Origin of the sequence: Acinetobacter sp. 18QD2AZ41W, assembly GCF_009829025.1 — a bacterium.
Classification (GTDB): domain Bacteria; phylum Pseudomonadota; class Gammaproteobacteria; order Pseudomonadales; family Moraxellaceae; genus Acinetobacter; species Acinetobacter pseudolwoffii.
The window spans coordinates 163,081-178,014 of record NZ_WURP01000003.1 but is presented as its reverse complement, the minus strand read 5'-3'; the positions used below and the strand labels follow the sequence as shown (position 1 = coordinate 178,014).

Below are 14,934 nucleotides of genomic sequence, written 5' to 3'. Positions count from 1 at the left end.
AACTTTATAGCGTAGGCATCACCGCATGCAACACCAGCCCATAGATCCCAATCAAAATTGCACTCGCAATCGTCCCCGAAGCAATATATTTAGCGGAATGCCCTGTGCCCTGATAATGGGTTTCTAAAGCCACGATGTTCGCTGCCGGTGGCAATAAGAAATACATCATCATTACACTATAAGTCAGGAGCTGATGTGGAATCGGCAAGAATATATAGGCAATACCAGCCAAGCCTAATGCAAAAATAAAGCGCCCACTGATCAGCACCAGACTGCGCTTTAAATCCCTCAGCTGAATACGGACATGACGAAGCCACATGCCCAAAATGCACATTCCTGCAAAAGTGACTAAAAATTTATTGGCTGCATATGCCCATTGAAGGATGGGATGAAACTCATAATGACTAAAGTCCCAAAATGATAAAACCCCTGCAATACTGAGTGCGATCACCGGTGGTGATTGCAGGACATTTTTCAGAATAAATGTCCAATCTTGGCGAGTTTGGCTCACGGCAATGACAGCACTGACATTCCCAAATAATGAGCCACCAATATAAAGTGCAATCATGGTCGACATTGCGTCAGTGCCAAACACTGCTAAGGCAAACGGCAGACCGAGCCATACGCCATTCAAATAGCTAAAACACAGCGCACGCAATTTATCTTTGGCAAAATAATAAAACAGGCTAAACAGCACAATTGAACTAAAAATACTAAAGCCCATCAGCCACAGACTGCCCGCTTTATAAAACACCATATTGTAAATAATCAGCACAGGAATCAGGACACGTGCCAATAAAGCCGCCAAGACAGGTCGAATTGGCTTTAAATATTGCACGCCCCAATAACCAATCAAAAAAGACAGCAGGGGAAGAATCAAGGCCATGACAGTGCTGCTGAGATTTCCATATCAGGTTATATGCTAGCACAGCATCCTTTTCATCTAATGATAGATTTTTCATATGAATTACTCATTACCCTGCTGCCGTGTCGGCAAACTGTCATTAAAGCGTCACTGCATTGTCATACAAGCCTGCTGAGATAGGGGCATGAAATATAGAGGATAAAATAATGGCAGGATTATCAATTTGGCATGTGCTGATTTTTGCAATTGTGGTGATTTTATTATTTGGTACATCGAAGCTGAAAAACCTGGGTAAAGATGTCGGCGGTGCAATTAAAGACTTTAAAAAATCAGTCAAAGATGAAGAAGCAGAAATGGCCAAGCTGCAAGAACCGCGAACGATTGATGCACAAGTCAAAACCCCTGAAACCTCGATCAAGAGTTAAGAGTCCGCTATGCTCAATATCGGAATGACCGAGCTGCTGATTTTCGGGATTATTGCACTTCTGGTGCTTGGGCCAGACAAGTTGCCTGAGGCAGTCCGTTTTGTCGGAACATGGTATGGCAAGATCAAGCGCATGGTCAGCAATGTTCAGAACGATCTGGATCGTGAATTACGCTTGTCCGAACTGCGAGAACAGATGCAGGCCGAAATGCAGCGGATCCAGCAACTGGAAGCCAAGATGCAGGCACAAATGGCAGATTTGCAGCAGCCGATTGCAACTGATGAATTAAAAATAAAGCCTCAGGCTGCCCAGCCCGTGCTTCGCTATCAGCCTGTGGTACAGCCCGTATCAGCGGTGTATTTACCTCAGCCTGCACAAACTCAAGCAGTGATTTCCCAACAACGCTATACAGAAATGAAGGTGGCCGTATGACGTCTTTACCGACCACACCTGCCTCAAATGATGCTGCAGCGCTGAACCTTGAAGAGATGCCGATTACCCAGCATTTGGTGGTGTTAAGAAAACATCTGTTTAAAGTGGTTGCTGTCCTGATTGGCCTGTTTTTCTGTTTATTGCCCTTTGCCAATCAGACTTACCAGTGGTTGTCTGAACCGCTGCGTGCACAGCTACCCGCCAGCTCGACCATGATTGCCACGGATGTGACAGCAACATTCATGGCACCATTTAAGCTGAACTTCTTTGTGGCATTGATGATCGCTATGCCGTTCATCCTGTATCAGCTCTGGACATTTGTTAAACCGGCCCTGTATGCCAAAGAAAAGAGTCTGGCACTGCCGCTTTTGATCGGCAGTATTGTGCTGTTTTATACCGGGATCAGCTTTGCCTACTTTGTGGCCTTACCTTCGATCCTGCATTTTTTTATCAGTGTCTCGCCGGAAACTGTGGCACCGATGACCGACATTAACAGTTATCTTAGCTTCTGTTTAAAGCTGTTTCTGGTCTTTGGTTTTACCTTTGAAATCCCGATTATTACCTTGGTTTTAATCCTGATTGGGGCAGTTTCAACACAAACCCTGGTGGAGAAACGGCGCTTTATTATTGTCGGCTGTTTCTTTGTCGCGATGTTCGTGACACCACCAGATGCACTGTCGATGATCATGTTGGCTGTACCGATGTGGTTGCTGTTTGAACTGGGTTTGCTGGCCGGAAAACTGATCGAAAAACGGCGTTTAAAAGCGCAATAAGAACAATCAGCCAAAACAAAAATCATGCTTTAACTCAGGCAGCTCCGGCTGTCTTTTTATTTTTAAAATATCAGTAAAATACTGATTTATTTAATCTTAATGTCACATTTCCTTAAGATTAGTGTCACATCTCAGACTTAAGGTATTGAAAACTTCTACACCACCAAGCACTTATTTTTACTTGAGACTTTAAAATGAAAAACGAAGACATGATACCTTGCCAGGATCTGGTTGAAGACAGTAATAATTCAAACAATAGCCACTTTCAAACAATTCTGGATCAATACACCAGTCGCCGTAGTTTTATTGCAAAAACCACCAGTGGGGCAATGGCCTTAGCCTTTGCAGCAACAGTAAGTGGTTGTTCAGATGATGATAATGATTCTGGCACGCCTGACACTAACCCCACCACACCACCAGACACCACGAACCCAGATCAACATGCATGGAGTGACCTGAAAGCGCGCCCGAATAAATTGACCTTTGAGCCGGTTCGCAAAAATACGCAAAACTTCTTTAGCGTGCCTGAAGGCTATGAACTGAAAGTGCTATATGCGGTCGGTGATCCAATTAACCCTGCATATTCAGAAAAGACAGATGTAACATTAGCTTCAGGTGCTTCTTATCAGTTCCGTGCAGGCGATAACCATGACGGCATGAGCTTTTTCGGTATGCATCCAAGCAACAAAAACTATGCGGCCAAAGAGTCCACCCAAGGTTTACTGGTTTTAAATCACGAATACCTGCAACAAGCTCAACTCCATACGCCAGAAGGCCCGATTACGATCGACGGTGTACGTCCAGAAGATCAGGTCCTTCGTGAAGTGAATGCGCATGGGGTTTCGGTAATTGAGATTAGCAAAGATGCCAATACACAAGAGGTTAAAATTAACTTAAATTCTAAGTTTAACCGTCGTATCACGGCAGCAACCGAGATGGAAATTCATGGACCCGCTCGCGGCTCTGACTTGGTGAAAACGATTTTCTCACCCGATGGAACGTTGACGCGCGGCACCTTTGCCAACTGTGGTAATGGGTATACACCTTGGGGCACTTACTTAACCGCGGAAGAAAACTGGAGTGGTTATTTTGCCCGTCAAGCCAATGACACCCGCGCGATTGCAAAAGAAGAAATTGCCTTGTCACGTTATGGTCGTGGCGGTAGTGAGGCCCGTTCATCTCAATACCGCTGGAATACTCCGGTTGCTGAATTAACCGGTGATAAAGGACTGTATGATCGTTGGGATATTTCAGTAAAAGGCGCCAGTGCTTTAGCTGATTATCGTAATGTCATGAATACCTGCGGATTCATTGTCGAGATTGATCCATTTAGCGCGAACACACGTCCGGTTAAACGTACTGCATTGGGCCGCTTTGCCCATGAAGACTGCCGCTGTAGTAATCCGATTCCGGGTCAGCCATTAGCCTTCTATATGGGGGATGATGCAACAGGCGAATATATCTATAAATTTGTTTCTGATGCAGTCTGGGATCCGAAAGATGTCAATGGGGGTTATACCGCTGGTGATAAATACATGGATAAAGGCACATTATATGTCGCTAAATTCAATGATGATGGTACTGGTGAATGGTTAGAACTTAGCTATGGTAAAAATGGTTTAACTGCTGCCAACGAAATTTATCCATTTGCAGGCCAAGACGATATCGTCATTAATCTCCGTCTTGCTGCCGATCATGTCGGTGCGACCAAAATGGATCGTCCGGAATGGGTTGCCATCAATCCGGAAAATGGTGAAGTCTATGTCACTCTCACCAATAACGGTAACCGCGGACGCGCCTATCCGACCGATGCAGCAAACCCACGTAGCTATATCGACTTCAAAGATTCAAATGCCAGTAATTCAGGCAATATGAATGGTCACATTATCCGTTTTAGTGAAAATGAGAATAATGTCAAAGCCACGACATTTGCCTGGGATATCTTCCTGTTCGGTGCAGAAGCACGTGCTGCCTCTAACATCAACCTGTCAGGTCTGGATGATTTAAATGACTTCTCTAGCCCGGACGGGATGTGGTTCGATCCGCGTGGTATTTTGTGGATCCAGACGGATGATGGCCAGTACACCGATGAAACCAACTGTATGATGCTGGCAGCCCTGCCAGGTACAGTCGGTGATGGCAGAAAAGCATTGGCAGCCAGCACCAAGGCTGAAGGACAGGAAACCTTTGTCGGTGCCAAACTGAATAATGATCGGGTTCGCCGCTTCCTCACAGGGCCATCGGGCTGTGAAATTACCGGTGTGACGATTACGCCGGACTACAAAGCAATTTTCGTCAATGTGCAGCATCCAGGCGGTGCATGGCCAGCCAATCAAAGCGAGCGTTATAGCCGTTTAGGCAAAGTGCCTCGCTCTGCGACTGTGGTCATTACCCGTAAGGATGGCGGTGCGATTGCCGGTGAAGCCTTGGAACAAGCGACAGCATAAAAAAATAAGTTTCATTAAAATGCCGGCAGATGTCGGCATTTTTTATCTGGGATTATTGTTGTAGCATCATGATTTTCTCGATCAATTGCCCTGCAGTCACACCTTGTTGTGACTTCTCGATCCAGTGCCATTGTCCTCGCTGCATTCTTAGAAAATTCGAGCAACGGGTGCCGTAAGTCGGGCTTTGAATAAAAGTCGAGGACAGCAGATGTTCCATTTCAACCGAGATCCCTGTTTCCGGCAGCAGTTCAGGAATCACCTTGCGTTCATCTTCCAGAATATCCCAAACCGCATGACACAGATCAGTTTCTGGCATGGCTGGTTGTTGCAGCATGGGTAAAAATTCCTGGGTAAAGCGTTTACGCAAATGCCGGGTCTTATACCAGTCTTCGCTCATCAGGCCGTTGGAGACAACATAGACGCCTTGTGCCAGCACTTGCGGTGCTTCGCCGCGATTGCTCATATACACCGCCTGCTGCTGGTCTCCAACGAACAGGTTAAAACCGGCATAGTCACACTGCCGTTGTTCCAGATCTTGTGCGAAACGAATCGGCGTTAAGTCCGAATTTAAAAAATCCTGGATGATATGACCACGTGAAGTCGGATAATCTGTCCGATCTTGCCCGTTGCGAAAATTGGTAATCACTGCCCAGCGACCTGAGGCCGTGATACCCATCCAGGTGCCGCCCGACTGCAAATCCTGCCCGGCAATAATCGGACTATTTTCCCATTCATGTAATGCCTGTGTAGGCCGCTGATAGAATTCATCCCGATTTGAAATCAGACATAATGGGGTCTCATCTACAACCCGCCAAGCCAGTGCCACGATACACATAATTTACGCTCTCGATCTTTACACATTGAATGTACAACATTTTTCTTTGCTTTCAGCTAAAATCTGTGCAAAACAGAATCACAAGGAACAGGAATGCTCACCTATCCCAATATTGATCCCGTCGCGATTTCGCTCGGGCCCCTGCAAGTCCACTGGTATGGACTGATGTACTTACTGGCATTTTTATTTGCCTGGGGATTGGCAACGTTTCGAGCCAAACAACGCGGCTGGACGCCAGATATGGTCTCTGACCTGATTTTCTTCGGTGCGCTTGGTGTCATCATCGGTGGCCGTGTCGGTTATGTCTTGTTCTATGGTTTTTCTCAGTTCCTCGCAGATCCTTTATGGTTATTCCAGATCTGGACCGGTGGTATGAGCTTCCACGGTGGTTTCCTCGGTGTCATTCTGGCCATGCTGTGGTGGTGCCGGAAATACAAGATGACCTGGTTCCAGACCCTAGATTTTATCGCACCCTGCGTACCAACGGGGCTGATGTTTGGCCGGATTGGTAATTTTATTGGCGGTGAATTGTATGGCCGTCAGGTGACCGATCCCAACTTTGCCTGGGGCATGATTTTCCCGACCGATCCTTTGCAGCTGGTGCGTCATCCATCACAATTGTATCAGGCGCTGTGTGAAGGCCTGATTCTGTTTATTGTATTGTGGTGGTTCAGTTCCAAGCCGCGTCCACGTATGGCGGTCTCTGCACTGTTCCTGATCGGTTATGGTCTGGCACGCTTCGTGGTCGAGTTCTTCCGTGAGCCGGACAATGGTCAGCTGTTTATTGGCTGGATGAGCAAGGGCCAATTCCTGAGCCTGCCAATGATCCTGATTGGCTTGTGGATGATGTGGTATGCCTACCAAAAGAAAATCTATGACTGGGGTCCACAGAAAAACAGTTAAAACCAGCTCCATTGAGCGAGGCACAGGCCTCGCTTTTTTATAGCCAAAATATGCTAAAGTGCCGATTATCTTTTCGATTTCTTCATCACTATGCTTGAGTTCTGGTTCAATCCACAGGTGTCTGTTCTAAAAAAACTGTTGATCTTTATTGTGATTGCCGTGACAGCTGCAGTGTTGTACTGGATGCAGCCACTGCCACTAGATGCAATTCTGATGTTTGTCGGTACAGGTGTGATTTTTCTGATTTGTCGTTACTGCAAAATCCACTTTGCCAGCAAAAAGCCGACCGGTTTACTGTATAGACTACTGACCTGGATTCCAATTGCCTTATTGATTGCTTTAGTTTTTATGAACATGCAACAGGGTGAAATCCTGATTCCGGGTGCACAAGGCATTGCTTTTATGGCACTGGCGATTTGCCTGTTTTCACCGCTGTCGCTGCTCAATCAGAACTCTCACGATCCAGAGCCGCCACATGCTTGAATTTTGGTATTCCGAACGCTGTCACCGTCAAATCAAACTGATGGTGATTATTGCGACCTGTATTGTCATTTACGCAGCATCAACTGTGACCCAATTAGGTCCGGTGTTTGTTGGGGTGAGTTTAGCGATTGGGATTGTCGTGCATTTACTGCACCATTTCCGCCTGAAAATTTCGAAATCCAATCCCTATGCAAATGGCTTTAGCGCCTTGAGCCGGGTGATTCCCATCATTGCCTTAATTACCCTGTTTGGCTATTTGCCTGAACAGCACCAACAATGGGGCAAATTTGCCTGGGGTCTGCAATGTCTTGGCTTTGCCGCGATTGGATTATTTATCGTTTCAATCTATGAAAGCCGTGCGAAGCGTTTTGAGGACTGATCACTTCGCAGTATTTTCTTAGAAGTAAGTTTCCAGACGATAGTAACTATAAGTCACGTTTTTATTGCGATAAACCGCATGATCTCGCTGTTTGAAATCCGATACCCAGGCACTACCTGAATAAGCCGCGATATGTCCATATTTATGTCCCTGAGTACGGTCAATAATATAGATATCGCCTTTTTTCGGCCGATCAAAAGAAGCATTAATTTTCTTATAGCCCAGCTGCATCAGGGTACTTCCCCAATCTGCCGCTGCGACTGGATGGTTCACAATTTTCGCACCAGAGGATTGCAGACCGACACGAATACTGCGCGCACATTTCTGTGTACTGGTATTTCGGGTAATGCCTTGCAGATAACTGGTAAATTTCTCGATATTGATACGATGGCCATTGCTTACGCCTGAAGCATTACGGACAGTGGCTTTGTGGGATGACTTTTTAGGTCTTTGCTCCGATTGGGAACGCACAATGATATTCGCTTGGACAGGAGCATATACTTCGCTCATGTTTACTTGATGATCATAGATCATGCCTTACCAACCGCTCCTCGCCTGTAATTTAGGCTTTCATATTGTTAACAAGCCGAGAATACTAGTCGTTTAAATGTTATCTTTCACATTAAAAATGTAAATAAATTTGTCTATTTTTGCGGCATTCAAATTAAGCCGTTCTTTCTAATACAGTTACAAAACCCATCATCTTTGCAAAAAAAATGTAAAGCAAAGCCAACTCCGACGCCTTGCAAAGTCTTTTCAGCCTGAAATACACAAAATGAGTCCTTATTTTTTTTCTACTCAAACGTGTGACTTTAAGCTGTAGCTCGGCCATTTTCAGACAACATTTCACTACATGATTACATCATTTTGAGCTTTGCACCCTGTATTACACTGATTCGGCATTTTTAAATATTGAACTAAACGGAGAAGAAAAATGAGTCAGACTTTAAGTACCGTTTCAAATTTTAATTTAGAACAATATTTAGGCACCTGGTATGAAATTGCACGTTTGCCGATGAAACACCAACCCGAGAACAGCACCGATATTTCTGCGGTATATAGCTTAAATGAAAATGGCAAGGTTCGGGTTCAGAACCGCTGTCTGGATGGTGAGGGTAAGCTGGATGAAGCCATTGCTGAAGCGACCATTGTCGATGCAGAACATGCCAAGCTCGAAGTCAGTTTTTTACCTGAAGGCCTGCGTTGGATTCCGTTTACCAAGGGCGATTATTGGGTATTAAAAATCGATCCGGATTATCAGACGGCCCTTGTGGGCGAACCTGGTAAAGAATACTTATGGCTGCTACATCGCGGGACGACTTTAGATGAAGCCACTCAACGTGAATATTTAAGCTATGCAGAATCCTTGGGTTATGATCTGTCCGATCTGATTCACACCGTGCATACTGGCCATAAAACGGCTTAATTTACTGTACAAAGACCTCTATCAGGAGGTCTTTTTTATTCTGGTTTGAGCGATGAAAGCTCATCAAAAAATGCTATGATATGCGCAATTTAAATTGTCCCTTTCGACAGCAAATTATTTTTGAAATAATCTATACTGCTGTTAAAACGGCGATTTTCAACAGATTTAAATAGAGAGACCTATGCGCCAATATCTTGACCTTTTACAACACATTCTCGACAACGGCGGCGATAAAGGCGACCGTACCGGTACAGGGACACGTTCGGTATTTGGTCATCAGATGCGCTTTGATCTTTCCCAAGGTTTCCCTTTACTCACCACCAAAAAAGTTCATTTCCGTTCTATCGTGATTGAATTATTATGGTTTTTAAAAGGCGATACCAACGTTCAATATTTAAAAGAGCATAAAGTTTCGATTTGGGATGAGTGGGCAACCGCCGAACAGACCGCGCGTTTTGGCCGCCCTGAAGGTGAACTGGGGCCAGTTTACGGTCACCAGTGGCGTAATTTTGGTGCCAGCAAAAATGCAGATAATAGCTATAATCAGGATGGTTTTGATCAGATCAAATGGTTGATTAATGAAATTAAAACCAATCCGAATTCGCGCCGTCTGATTGTATCTGGCTGGAATCCGAATGAAGCGGGCCAAGTGGCATTACCGCCTTGCCATACCCTGTTCCAGTTCTTTGTCCACAATGGCAAATTGTCTTGTCAGCTGTATCAGCGTAGCGCCGATGTTTTTCTCGGTGTTCCATTTAATATCGCCAGCTATGCCCTGTTGACGCATATGATCGCGCAAGTCTGTCAGCTGGAGGTCGGTGATTTTGTCTGGACCGGTGGCGATACACACCTGTATAGCAATCACTTCGAGCAAGCCCAGTTACAGCTCAGCCGTGAGCCCTTGGGCCTGTGCCAACTTAAATTGAATCCTGAGATCAAAGACCTGTTCGACTTCAAATTTGAAGATATTGAAATTATTGGTTATGAATCACATCCGGGGATTAAGGCACCCGTTGCAGTGTAAATGTTCCCAAACCAAAGAAAATCAAAATCCCACTTTGCTTAAAGTGGGATTTTGCATTTTAATAGGAGCAAATTTTTATTTGTTTTTGAGTGTAGGTATGGCATTTCAGGATTTAGAAGTCGTTCATGTCGTTGCAATGGATCAGCAGCGCTGTATTGGTAAGGACAATGACCTGCCTTGGCATATCTCAGCCGATCTCAAGCATTTTAAAGAAATCACTCAGGGCGGTGTGATTGTCATGGGCCGCAAGACCCTTGAATCGATGGGACGTGCGCTCCCTAAACGCGTGAACTGGGTCATTAGCCGTGATCCTGACTGGTCTTTTCAAGGCACTAAAGTCGCTCATAACATTGAAGATGCGCTTATTCAGGCAGTTACTGATGTGCAAAACTCAGAAAAACCGACGTCTATTTTCATTATTGGTGGCGGTGAAATCTTTAAACAGACCATGGACATTGCCGACCGTCTGGAACTGACCCATGTTGACCTGGATGTACAAGGTCATGCCTATTATCCTGAAATTCCGGCAGAATTCAAAAAAGTCGCGACCGAGCAACATATTGACGACAAAACCGGCATTGCTTTTGAGTTCGCAACCTACAGAAAATAAAGCTTATTTCTTATAAAAAAGTGATGATGCAGGGACGCAAAGATATTTCCAGGCATTGGAGTCTGTGGCTGCTGGGCAGCTTATTTACCTTGTTCGTCATGCTGTCGAGTCTGTGGCTCAGCCTGATGCTCTGGGTTCAGCACCCCCTTGGCGAAATCGGCAGCTTGATCCTGATTGGTGTTTGGTTAACGTTTTCCCTGCTGGTACTCGGGATCTACTTCACCCGGCACCTGATCTCGCGTAAAGTCGATAGCATTCTATATCTTCTGGTCTTTCTGTTTTGTCTGCTGGGCTATTTTAGTCTGCAAGCGCGTCAGGATCGGGAGTGGAATCCTGAAGTGGCTCAGTTGTTGCATTATGAACAACAAGGCGATCAGATCACCCTGCACAATATCCGGAACTTTGACTGGCAAGCTGATGGTCGTTATATCGAACGTTGGGAAAGCCGCAGTTTTGACCTGAACCAGATTAGCGGGGTGAATATCATTACCTCCTACTGGATGGGTCCGAAAATTGCCCACACGCTGGTCAGCTTCGATTTTGCCAATCAAAAACCTCTCACTTTCTCGATTGAAATCCGCAAGGAAAAACATGAAGAGTTTTCTGCAATTGGTGGGTTTTTCCGTAAATATGAATTGAGTCTGGTGGCATCGGACGAAAAAGATATTGTGTATACGCGTAGTAATATTCGCGGGGAGCAGGTGTATTTCTTTCCGGTGAATATGCCCCAAGCTCAGGCCAAAGCCTTATTCAAAGAATATCTGGCCCAGGCCGATGAATTGGCCAGAGAACCCAAGTGGTATAACACCCTGACCAGTAATTGCACCACTCTGGTCTTTGATATGGTTCAGGCAGTATCGCAACAACAATTGCCTTCAGATTATCGACTGTTAGCGTCCGGCTATTTACCGAATTATCTCTATGATCTGAAAGTGCTGGATCAATCCTGGGATATGCACACCTGGTACCAACGGGCGCATGTGAATCCACGAGTCAAACAGAGCGCCGATCTGTCCAGCCAGGAATATTCGCAGCGACTTCGTCAAGGCCTGCCTGCACCTCAGACACATTAACTGGCGTTTTTATCACTGTAAATAAAGATACAAAATCAACTGGAACCTGAGTCATTTTTTTGTTTATATACAAATAGCTAGTCAATAATCAGAGTATCTTTCATGCTAAAAAAATTAACTGCAATCGCCCTATTGGGTTCGATATTGGCTGTGATGGGCTGCGAAACCGTGCCGAATACCGCCACCACACAAACCACGAATCATTTACAACTTTTGCAAAATCGCACCTGGATTGCCACACAGATTGGCAATACTGAAATCAAGACCGCAGCTACTGCACCTCATCTTCCAAGTCTGCAATTTGATGCCAGTACCCAGCGTGTTTCCGGTTCAGATGGCTGTAACCGGGTTATGGGCAGCTATACGGCAGGCAAAGACAGCCTGAATTTAAGCCAGATGGCAACAACACGCATGGCCTGTATGCATAATGATCAGCTCGATCAGAAATTTAATGAAGCTTTAGCCAAGGTGACGCATTATCAGGTATTTGGTAAAACCCTAAAACTATTGGATCGTCATGGTAATGTGTTAATTCAGCTGGAAAGTGCAGTTCAGCCACGTTAAGACTTCCCTACAAAAAGCCTGTATTGGCGGGCTTTTTTATCTTTCATACTGATGGGCCAGGATTTAACCATCAGCCCAGTTCAATCGAATGAGGAATCAGCCATGCAACAAGCACTTTTTGGTGGTGGATGCTTTTGGTGTACCGAAGCGGTATTTTTACAAATTCAGGGCGTTCAGCAAGTCCTGAGTGGCTATGCCGGCGGTCATACCCCTGAGCCAAGTTATGAGGCCGTGTGCGGCGGTGAAACCGGCCATGCTGAAGTTATTCTGGTTGATTTCGACGAAAACCAGATCAGCTATGTCCAGCTCCTTGAGGTGTTTTTTGCGACACATGATCCAACCACTTTGAACCGTCAGGGCAATGACGTCGGCACCCAATATCGTTCCGTGATTTATTATCTGAATGCTGAACAAAAAACTCAGGCAGAAGCAGCCATGGATGCTTTAAAAAATGAAGGCCTGACTATTGTGACTGAACTCAGCCCGATGCCGACCTTCTATCCTGCTGAGGAATATCACCAAAATTTCTTTGCGAAAAATCCAAACCAAGGTTACTGCAATTTTGCCATTCCGCCAAAACTGAATAAATTACGCAGTAAATTTATGACTTTGTTAAAAACCCATTAACTTGCATAAAAAATGGGGATAAAAAAAGCGACTGAAATCAGTCGCTTTTTTTTGTTAGCTGAATCTTAGTTATCGGTTGCAAAGGCAATATCGCTGAGTCCGGCTCCACTCGCACGCGACATGACTTGAGCTACCGTGTCATAACGGGATTCTTTATCTGCTTTCAGCACAATCGTCGGCTGACGTTCAGTCTGACCTGCTTCATTAAAACGGGTCTGCAATTCGTCTAGGGTCAGGACATTGCCATTCCAGGCAATCTCACCTTCCGCATTGATGCTGATTGTGACATTTTCAGGCGGCAGATCAATAATCTCCGCAGTGGTTTGTGGCAAGGTTAATGGAATTGATGGGTTCGCAACGGTCGCTGTCACCAAGAAGATGATCATCAATACCAACATAATGTCGATGAGGGGAATGAGATTCATCTCATTCATACCTACATCGTTGTCTTCACCCAGTTGAAAAGCCATTAAGCTTGACCTCCCACTAAACTCTGTTGTGTTACTTTTTCATCAGACTTTTTTGCAGCAGATTCCTGTTGCAACATGGTGTCAATCAACAAGCCATGTGCCTGATCTTGTAACTCATGCGCCAAACCACGATTGAAACGCACACAGATGTTATAAGCCAGTACCGCAGGAATCGCGACGGCCAAGCCTAGACCCGTCATGATCAAGGCTTCACCGACTGGGGTTGCCACTTGTGCCAGACCAGCCTGACCGCTTTTACCGACTGCAACCAGCGCATGGAAAATACCCCACACGGTACCAAACAAACCGACAAATGGTGAAATCGAAGCAATCGTACCGAGGACGGATACCCCTTTTTCAGCATTGGCTTTTTCGGCTGAAATCTGACGTAACAATGCCTGTTCTGCCACTGCCTTACGCTGTTCAAAGCCCAAAGGAGCCAATTTGGTTTTCAGTTGCTCCAATGCTTGAGACAGCTGGGTATAAGCAACTTGTTTAAGCTGGCGAGTGCCCATTAAACGCAGCACAAAAATGGTCCATGTCGCAATCGACATTGCCAATAACACGAAGTACAGCGTTTTACTGACTGCATCAGCGTGTTGCCAATAAACTGAAAAGTTCATCTTCGAACTCCTAATGGGTTAGCCGTTATTTGGTAATTTGAAAATCGAAAGGCTGCTCAACCCGGGTTGGATAAGCCACACCATTTTCCACATATTTGGTTAGTTGCGCGCGGCGTACCGCTGCTTCAACTTTACGGTTCACTGCCGAGCTACAATCCGAATTACGTGCAGTCGCAGAAACCACTTTACCCTGCTCATTTGCCGCCACATCGACTACCATCGAACAAGTCGCTCTTAACTCACCTGAAGACAAGGAAACTTTCGGTGCGCGCTGCCAGCTCACCCCCCCCCCAATCGAGACACTTTTTGGTGATGGCGGCGCAGCAGGTGCTGGCGGTGCTACAGGCGCAGGTGGCGCGACTGGAGCTGGTGCCGGTTGCACTTTGGTTTCGGTGACCACTGTCGGTACCACCGGACTTGGGGTTGGTTTAGCTTCAACGGGTGGTGCTTTCACGACTTTAGGTGCTTCTGCCTTCTTCACCTGTTCTATTTTTTCAACTTTTTTCGGTGGTGGTGGCAGTGGTTTATCTACAATTTTGACTTCTTTGGGCTTAGGCGGCTCTTTTTGTGGCTCGGCCTTCGGCTTTGGCGGTAAAGGTTTGGGTGCTTCCTGCAATTTTACAAAGCGCACTTTAAGCGGCTCTTTCTCTACAGGCTTGAGCTCCGGTGCGTCCATCTGGCTCACTGCCCACAATAGGCCCACATGTCCAACGAACACGGCCGCCAGAATCGAGATGACTTTCTTTTTCATCTTGTTGGGCGGTGTAGGTGGCATGGGAGCAGCAACTTGACTCATTAAATCTATTACCTTGAGGAGATGATGTGAAACAAACAATCAAGCTCATCGGTTAGCACAATTAAAGTACGCCAATAATAAATGAGAAGTGTTTTCATTTGCAACTACTAATCATACCTTTCACTGATTTTTTTTGCATCAAAACAAAAAAAGGCACACTAAAAGTATGCCTTTTTAAA

At 45.5% G+C, this 14,934-nt stretch carries 19 protein-coding genes; 13 read left to right on the top strand and 6 right to left on the bottom strand.

The features are described 5' to 3' along the window. Positions 1–4 precede the first annotated feature (4 nt). Positions 5–886 (bottom strand): permease, encoded by an 882-nt coding sequence (locus tag GVV58_RS06755; protein ID WP_100534627.1) that lies wholly within the window; start codon positions 884–886, stop codon positions 5–7. 185 nt (positions 887–1,071) lie between these two features. Between GVV58_RS06755 and tatA the strand changes: the two genes are divergently transcribed. The 4 genes from tatA (at position 1,072) to GVV58_RS06735 (ending at position 4,942) form a co-directional block, all read left to right on the top strand. Then, the gene (gene tatA, locus GVV58_RS06750) at positions 1,072–1,290 is read left to right on the top strand and encodes a Sec-independent protein translocase subunit TatA (protein ID WP_100355649.1); all 219 of its coding nucleotides are present in this window, start codon (positions 1,072–1,074) and stop codon (positions 1,288–1,290) included. A 9-nt stretch (positions 1,291–1,299) separates the two neighbouring features. Then, on the top strand, positions 1,300–1,722 hold the full coding sequence (gene tatB / locus GVV58_RS06745) for a Sec-independent protein translocase protein TatB (protein ID WP_100355648.1): 423 nt from the start codon (positions 1,300–1,302) through the stop codon (positions 1,720–1,722). After that, positions 1,719–2,495 carry a twin-arginine translocase subunit TatC gene (gene tatC, locus GVV58_RS06740; protein ID WP_159516220.1) on the top strand — a complete coding sequence of 259 codons (777 nt, stop codon included), beginning with the start codon at positions 1,719–1,721 and terminating at the stop codon, positions 2,493–2,495. The genes tatB and tatC overlap by 4 nt, the downstream gene beginning before the upstream one ends. Before the next feature lie 194 nt (positions 2,496–2,689). Beyond that, on the top strand, positions 2,690–4,942 hold the full coding sequence (locus tag GVV58_RS06735; RefSeq protein ID WP_100534630.1) for a PhoX family phosphatase: 2,253 nt from the start codon (positions 2,690–2,692) through the stop codon (positions 4,940–4,942). A gap of 52 nt (positions 4,943–4,994) precedes the next feature. Here GVV58_RS06735 and GVV58_RS06730 read toward each other — a convergent pair whose 3' ends face one another. Further along, on the bottom strand, positions 4,995–5,777 hold the full coding sequence (locus GVV58_RS06730) for an NRDE family protein (RefSeq protein WP_005172768.1): 783 nt from the start codon (positions 5,775–5,777) through the stop codon (positions 4,995–4,997). Between the two features lie 93 nt (positions 5,778–5,870). Here GVV58_RS06730 and lgt point away from each other — a divergent pair, with 93 nt between their 5' ends. From lgt to GVV58_RS06715, 3 genes are all read left to right on the top strand, one after another. Then, a complete protein-coding gene (lgt, locus tag GVV58_RS06725; protein WP_005095548.1) occupies positions 5,871–6,680 on the top strand; it encodes a prolipoprotein diacylglyceryl transferase in 810 nt (269 codons plus the stop codon). 90 nt (positions 6,681–6,770) lie between these two features. Beyond that, positions 6,771–7,163, top strand: coding sequence for a hypothetical protein (locus tag GVV58_RS06720; protein ID WP_159516219.1), 393 nt, complete (start codon positions 6,771–6,773; stop codon positions 7,161–7,163). Beyond that, entirely contained in the window at positions 7,156–7,542 is a 387-nt protein-coding gene (locus tag GVV58_RS06715) for a hypothetical protein (RefSeq protein WP_159516218.1), read from the top strand. The genes GVV58_RS06720 and GVV58_RS06715 overlap by 8 nt, the downstream gene beginning before the upstream one ends. Before the next feature lie 18 nt (positions 7,543–7,560). Here GVV58_RS06715 and GVV58_RS06710 read toward each other — a convergent pair whose 3' ends face one another. Continuing rightward, positions 7,561–8,076: a hypothetical protein gene (locus tag GVV58_RS06710; RefSeq protein WP_005103142.1), complete on the bottom strand. Its 516-nt coding sequence runs from the start codon at positions 8,074–8,076 to the stop codon at positions 7,561–7,563. Between the two features lie 400 nt (positions 8,077–8,476). On the opposite strand from GVV58_RS06710, the gene GVV58_RS06705 reads away from it, so the two are divergent. From GVV58_RS06705 to msrA, 6 genes are all read left to right on the top strand, one after another. Further along, positions 8,477–8,968: a lipocalin family protein gene (locus tag GVV58_RS06705; protein ID WP_100329265.1), complete on the top strand. Its 492-nt coding sequence runs from the start codon at positions 8,477–8,479 to the stop codon at positions 8,966–8,968. A gap of 181 nt (positions 8,969–9,149) precedes the next feature. Then, entirely contained in the window at positions 9,150–9,992 is an 843-nt protein-coding gene (gene thyA / locus GVV58_RS06700) for a thymidylate synthase (RefSeq protein ID WP_100329266.1), read from the top strand. Between the two features lie 97 nt (positions 9,993–10,089). Further along, positions 10,090–10,602 carry a dihydrofolate reductase gene (locus tag GVV58_RS06695; RefSeq protein WP_159516217.1) on the top strand — a complete coding sequence of 171 codons (513 nt, stop codon included), beginning with the start codon at positions 10,090–10,092 and terminating at the stop codon, positions 10,600–10,602. A gap of 23 nt (positions 10,603–10,625) precedes the next feature. Further along, complete coding sequence (locus GVV58_RS06690) at positions 10,626–11,675, top strand: DUF4105 domain-containing protein (RefSeq protein WP_159516216.1); 1,050 nt, start codon at positions 10,626–10,628, stop codon at positions 11,673–11,675. Between the two features lie 102 nt (positions 11,676–11,777). Beyond that, a complete protein-coding gene (locus GVV58_RS06685) occupies positions 11,778–12,239 on the top strand; it encodes an META domain-containing protein (protein WP_159516215.1) in 462 nt (153 codons plus the stop codon). A gap of 102 nt (positions 12,240–12,341) precedes the next feature. Next, positions 12,342–12,866 (top strand): peptide-methionine (S)-S-oxide reductase MsrA, encoded by a 525-nt coding sequence (gene msrA / locus GVV58_RS06680; RefSeq protein ID WP_159516214.1) that lies wholly within the window; start codon positions 12,342–12,344, stop codon positions 12,864–12,866. 65 nt (positions 12,867–12,931) lie between these two features. Here msrA and GVV58_RS06675 read toward each other — a convergent pair whose 3' ends face one another. Genes GVV58_RS06675 through GVV58_RS06665 form a run of 3 tightly spaced genes read right to left on the bottom strand, consistent with a single transcriptional unit; the run spans position 12,932 to position 14,755 of the window. Continuing rightward, on the bottom strand, positions 12,932–13,336 hold the full coding sequence (locus tag GVV58_RS06675) for a biopolymer transporter ExbD (RefSeq protein WP_005172785.1): 405 nt from the start codon (positions 13,334–13,336) through the stop codon (positions 12,932–12,934). Continuing rightward, positions 13,336–13,959: a MotA/TolQ/ExbB proton channel family protein gene (locus GVV58_RS06670; RefSeq protein ID WP_005095531.1), complete on the bottom strand. Its 624-nt coding sequence runs from the start codon at positions 13,957–13,959 to the stop codon at positions 13,336–13,338. The genes GVV58_RS06675 and GVV58_RS06670 overlap by 1 nt, the downstream gene beginning before the upstream one ends. 25 nt (positions 13,960–13,984) lie before the next feature. Continuing rightward, positions 13,985–14,755 (bottom strand): TonB-dependent receptor, encoded by a 771-nt coding sequence (locus GVV58_RS06665; protein WP_100355795.1) that lies wholly within the window; start codon positions 14,753–14,755, stop codon positions 13,985–13,987. Between the last annotated feature and the right edge of the window lie 179 nt (positions 14,756–14,934).

Excerpts from the sequence above, each read along its gene's own strand:
- GVV58_RS06710 (WP_005103142.1), bottom strand. The coding sequence starts at position 8,076 with ATGATCTATGATCATCAAGTAAACATGAGCGAAGTATATGCTCCTGTC.
- thyA (WP_100329266.1), top strand. The coding sequence starts at position 9,150 with ATGCGCCAATATCTTGACCTTTTACAACACATTCTCGACAACGGCGGC.
- GVV58_RS06670 (WP_005095531.1), bottom strand. The coding sequence starts at position 13,959 with ATGAACTTTTCAGTTTATTGGCAACACGCTGATGCAGTCAGTAAAACG.
- GVV58_RS06730 (WP_005172768.1), bottom strand. The coding sequence starts at position 5,777 with ATGTGTATCGTGGCACTGGCTTGGCGGGTTGTAGATGAGACCCCATTA.
- GVV58_RS06720 (WP_159516219.1), top strand. The coding sequence starts at position 6,771 with ATGCTTGAGTTCTGGTTCAATCCACAGGTGTCTGTTCTAAAAAAACTG.
- GVV58_RS06715 (WP_159516218.1), top strand. The coding sequence starts at position 7,156 with ATGCTTGAATTTTGGTATTCCGAACGCTGTCACCGTCAAATCAAACTG.
- GVV58_RS06685 (WP_159516215.1), top strand. The coding sequence starts at position 11,778 with ATGCTAAAAAAATTAACTGCAATCGCCCTATTGGGTTCGATATTGGCT.
- tatC (WP_159516220.1), top strand. The coding sequence starts at position 1,719 with ATGACGTCTTTACCGACCACACCTGCCTCAAATGATGCTGCAGCGCTG.
- GVV58_RS06665 (WP_100355795.1), bottom strand. The coding sequence starts at position 14,755 with ATGAGTCAAGTTGCTGCTCCCATGCCACCTACACCGCCCAACAAGATG.
- GVV58_RS06735 (WP_100534630.1), top strand. The coding sequence starts at position 2,690 with ATGAAAAACGAAGACATGATACCTTGCCAGGATCTGGTTGAAGACAGT.
- GVV58_RS06705 (WP_100329265.1), top strand. The coding sequence starts at position 8,477 with ATGAGTCAGACTTTAAGTACCGTTTCAAATTTTAATTTAGAACAATAT.
- tatB (WP_100355648.1), top strand. The coding sequence starts at position 1,300 with ATGCTCAATATCGGAATGACCGAGCTGCTGATTTTCGGGATTATTGCA.
- GVV58_RS06690 (WP_159516216.1), top strand. The coding sequence starts at position 10,626 with ATGATGCAGGGACGCAAAGATATTTCCAGGCATTGGAGTCTGTGGCTG.
- tatA (WP_100355649.1), top strand. The coding sequence starts at position 1,072 with ATGGCAGGATTATCAATTTGGCATGTGCTGATTTTTGCAATTGTGGTG.
- msrA (WP_159516214.1), top strand. The coding sequence starts at position 12,342 with ATGCAACAAGCACTTTTTGGTGGTGGATGCTTTTGGTGTACCGAAGCG.
- GVV58_RS06695 (WP_159516217.1), top strand. The coding sequence starts at position 10,090 with ATGGCATTTCAGGATTTAGAAGTCGTTCATGTCGTTGCAATGGATCAG.
- GVV58_RS06755 (WP_100534627.1), bottom strand. The coding sequence starts at position 886 with ATGGCCTTGATTCTTCCCCTGCTGTCTTTTTTGATTGGTTATTGGGGC.
- lgt (WP_005095548.1), top strand. The coding sequence starts at position 5,871 with ATGCTCACCTATCCCAATATTGATCCCGTCGCGATTTCGCTCGGGCCC.
- GVV58_RS06675 (WP_005172785.1), bottom strand. The coding sequence starts at position 13,336 with ATGGCTTTTCAACTGGGTGAAGACAACGATGTAGGTATGAATGAGATG.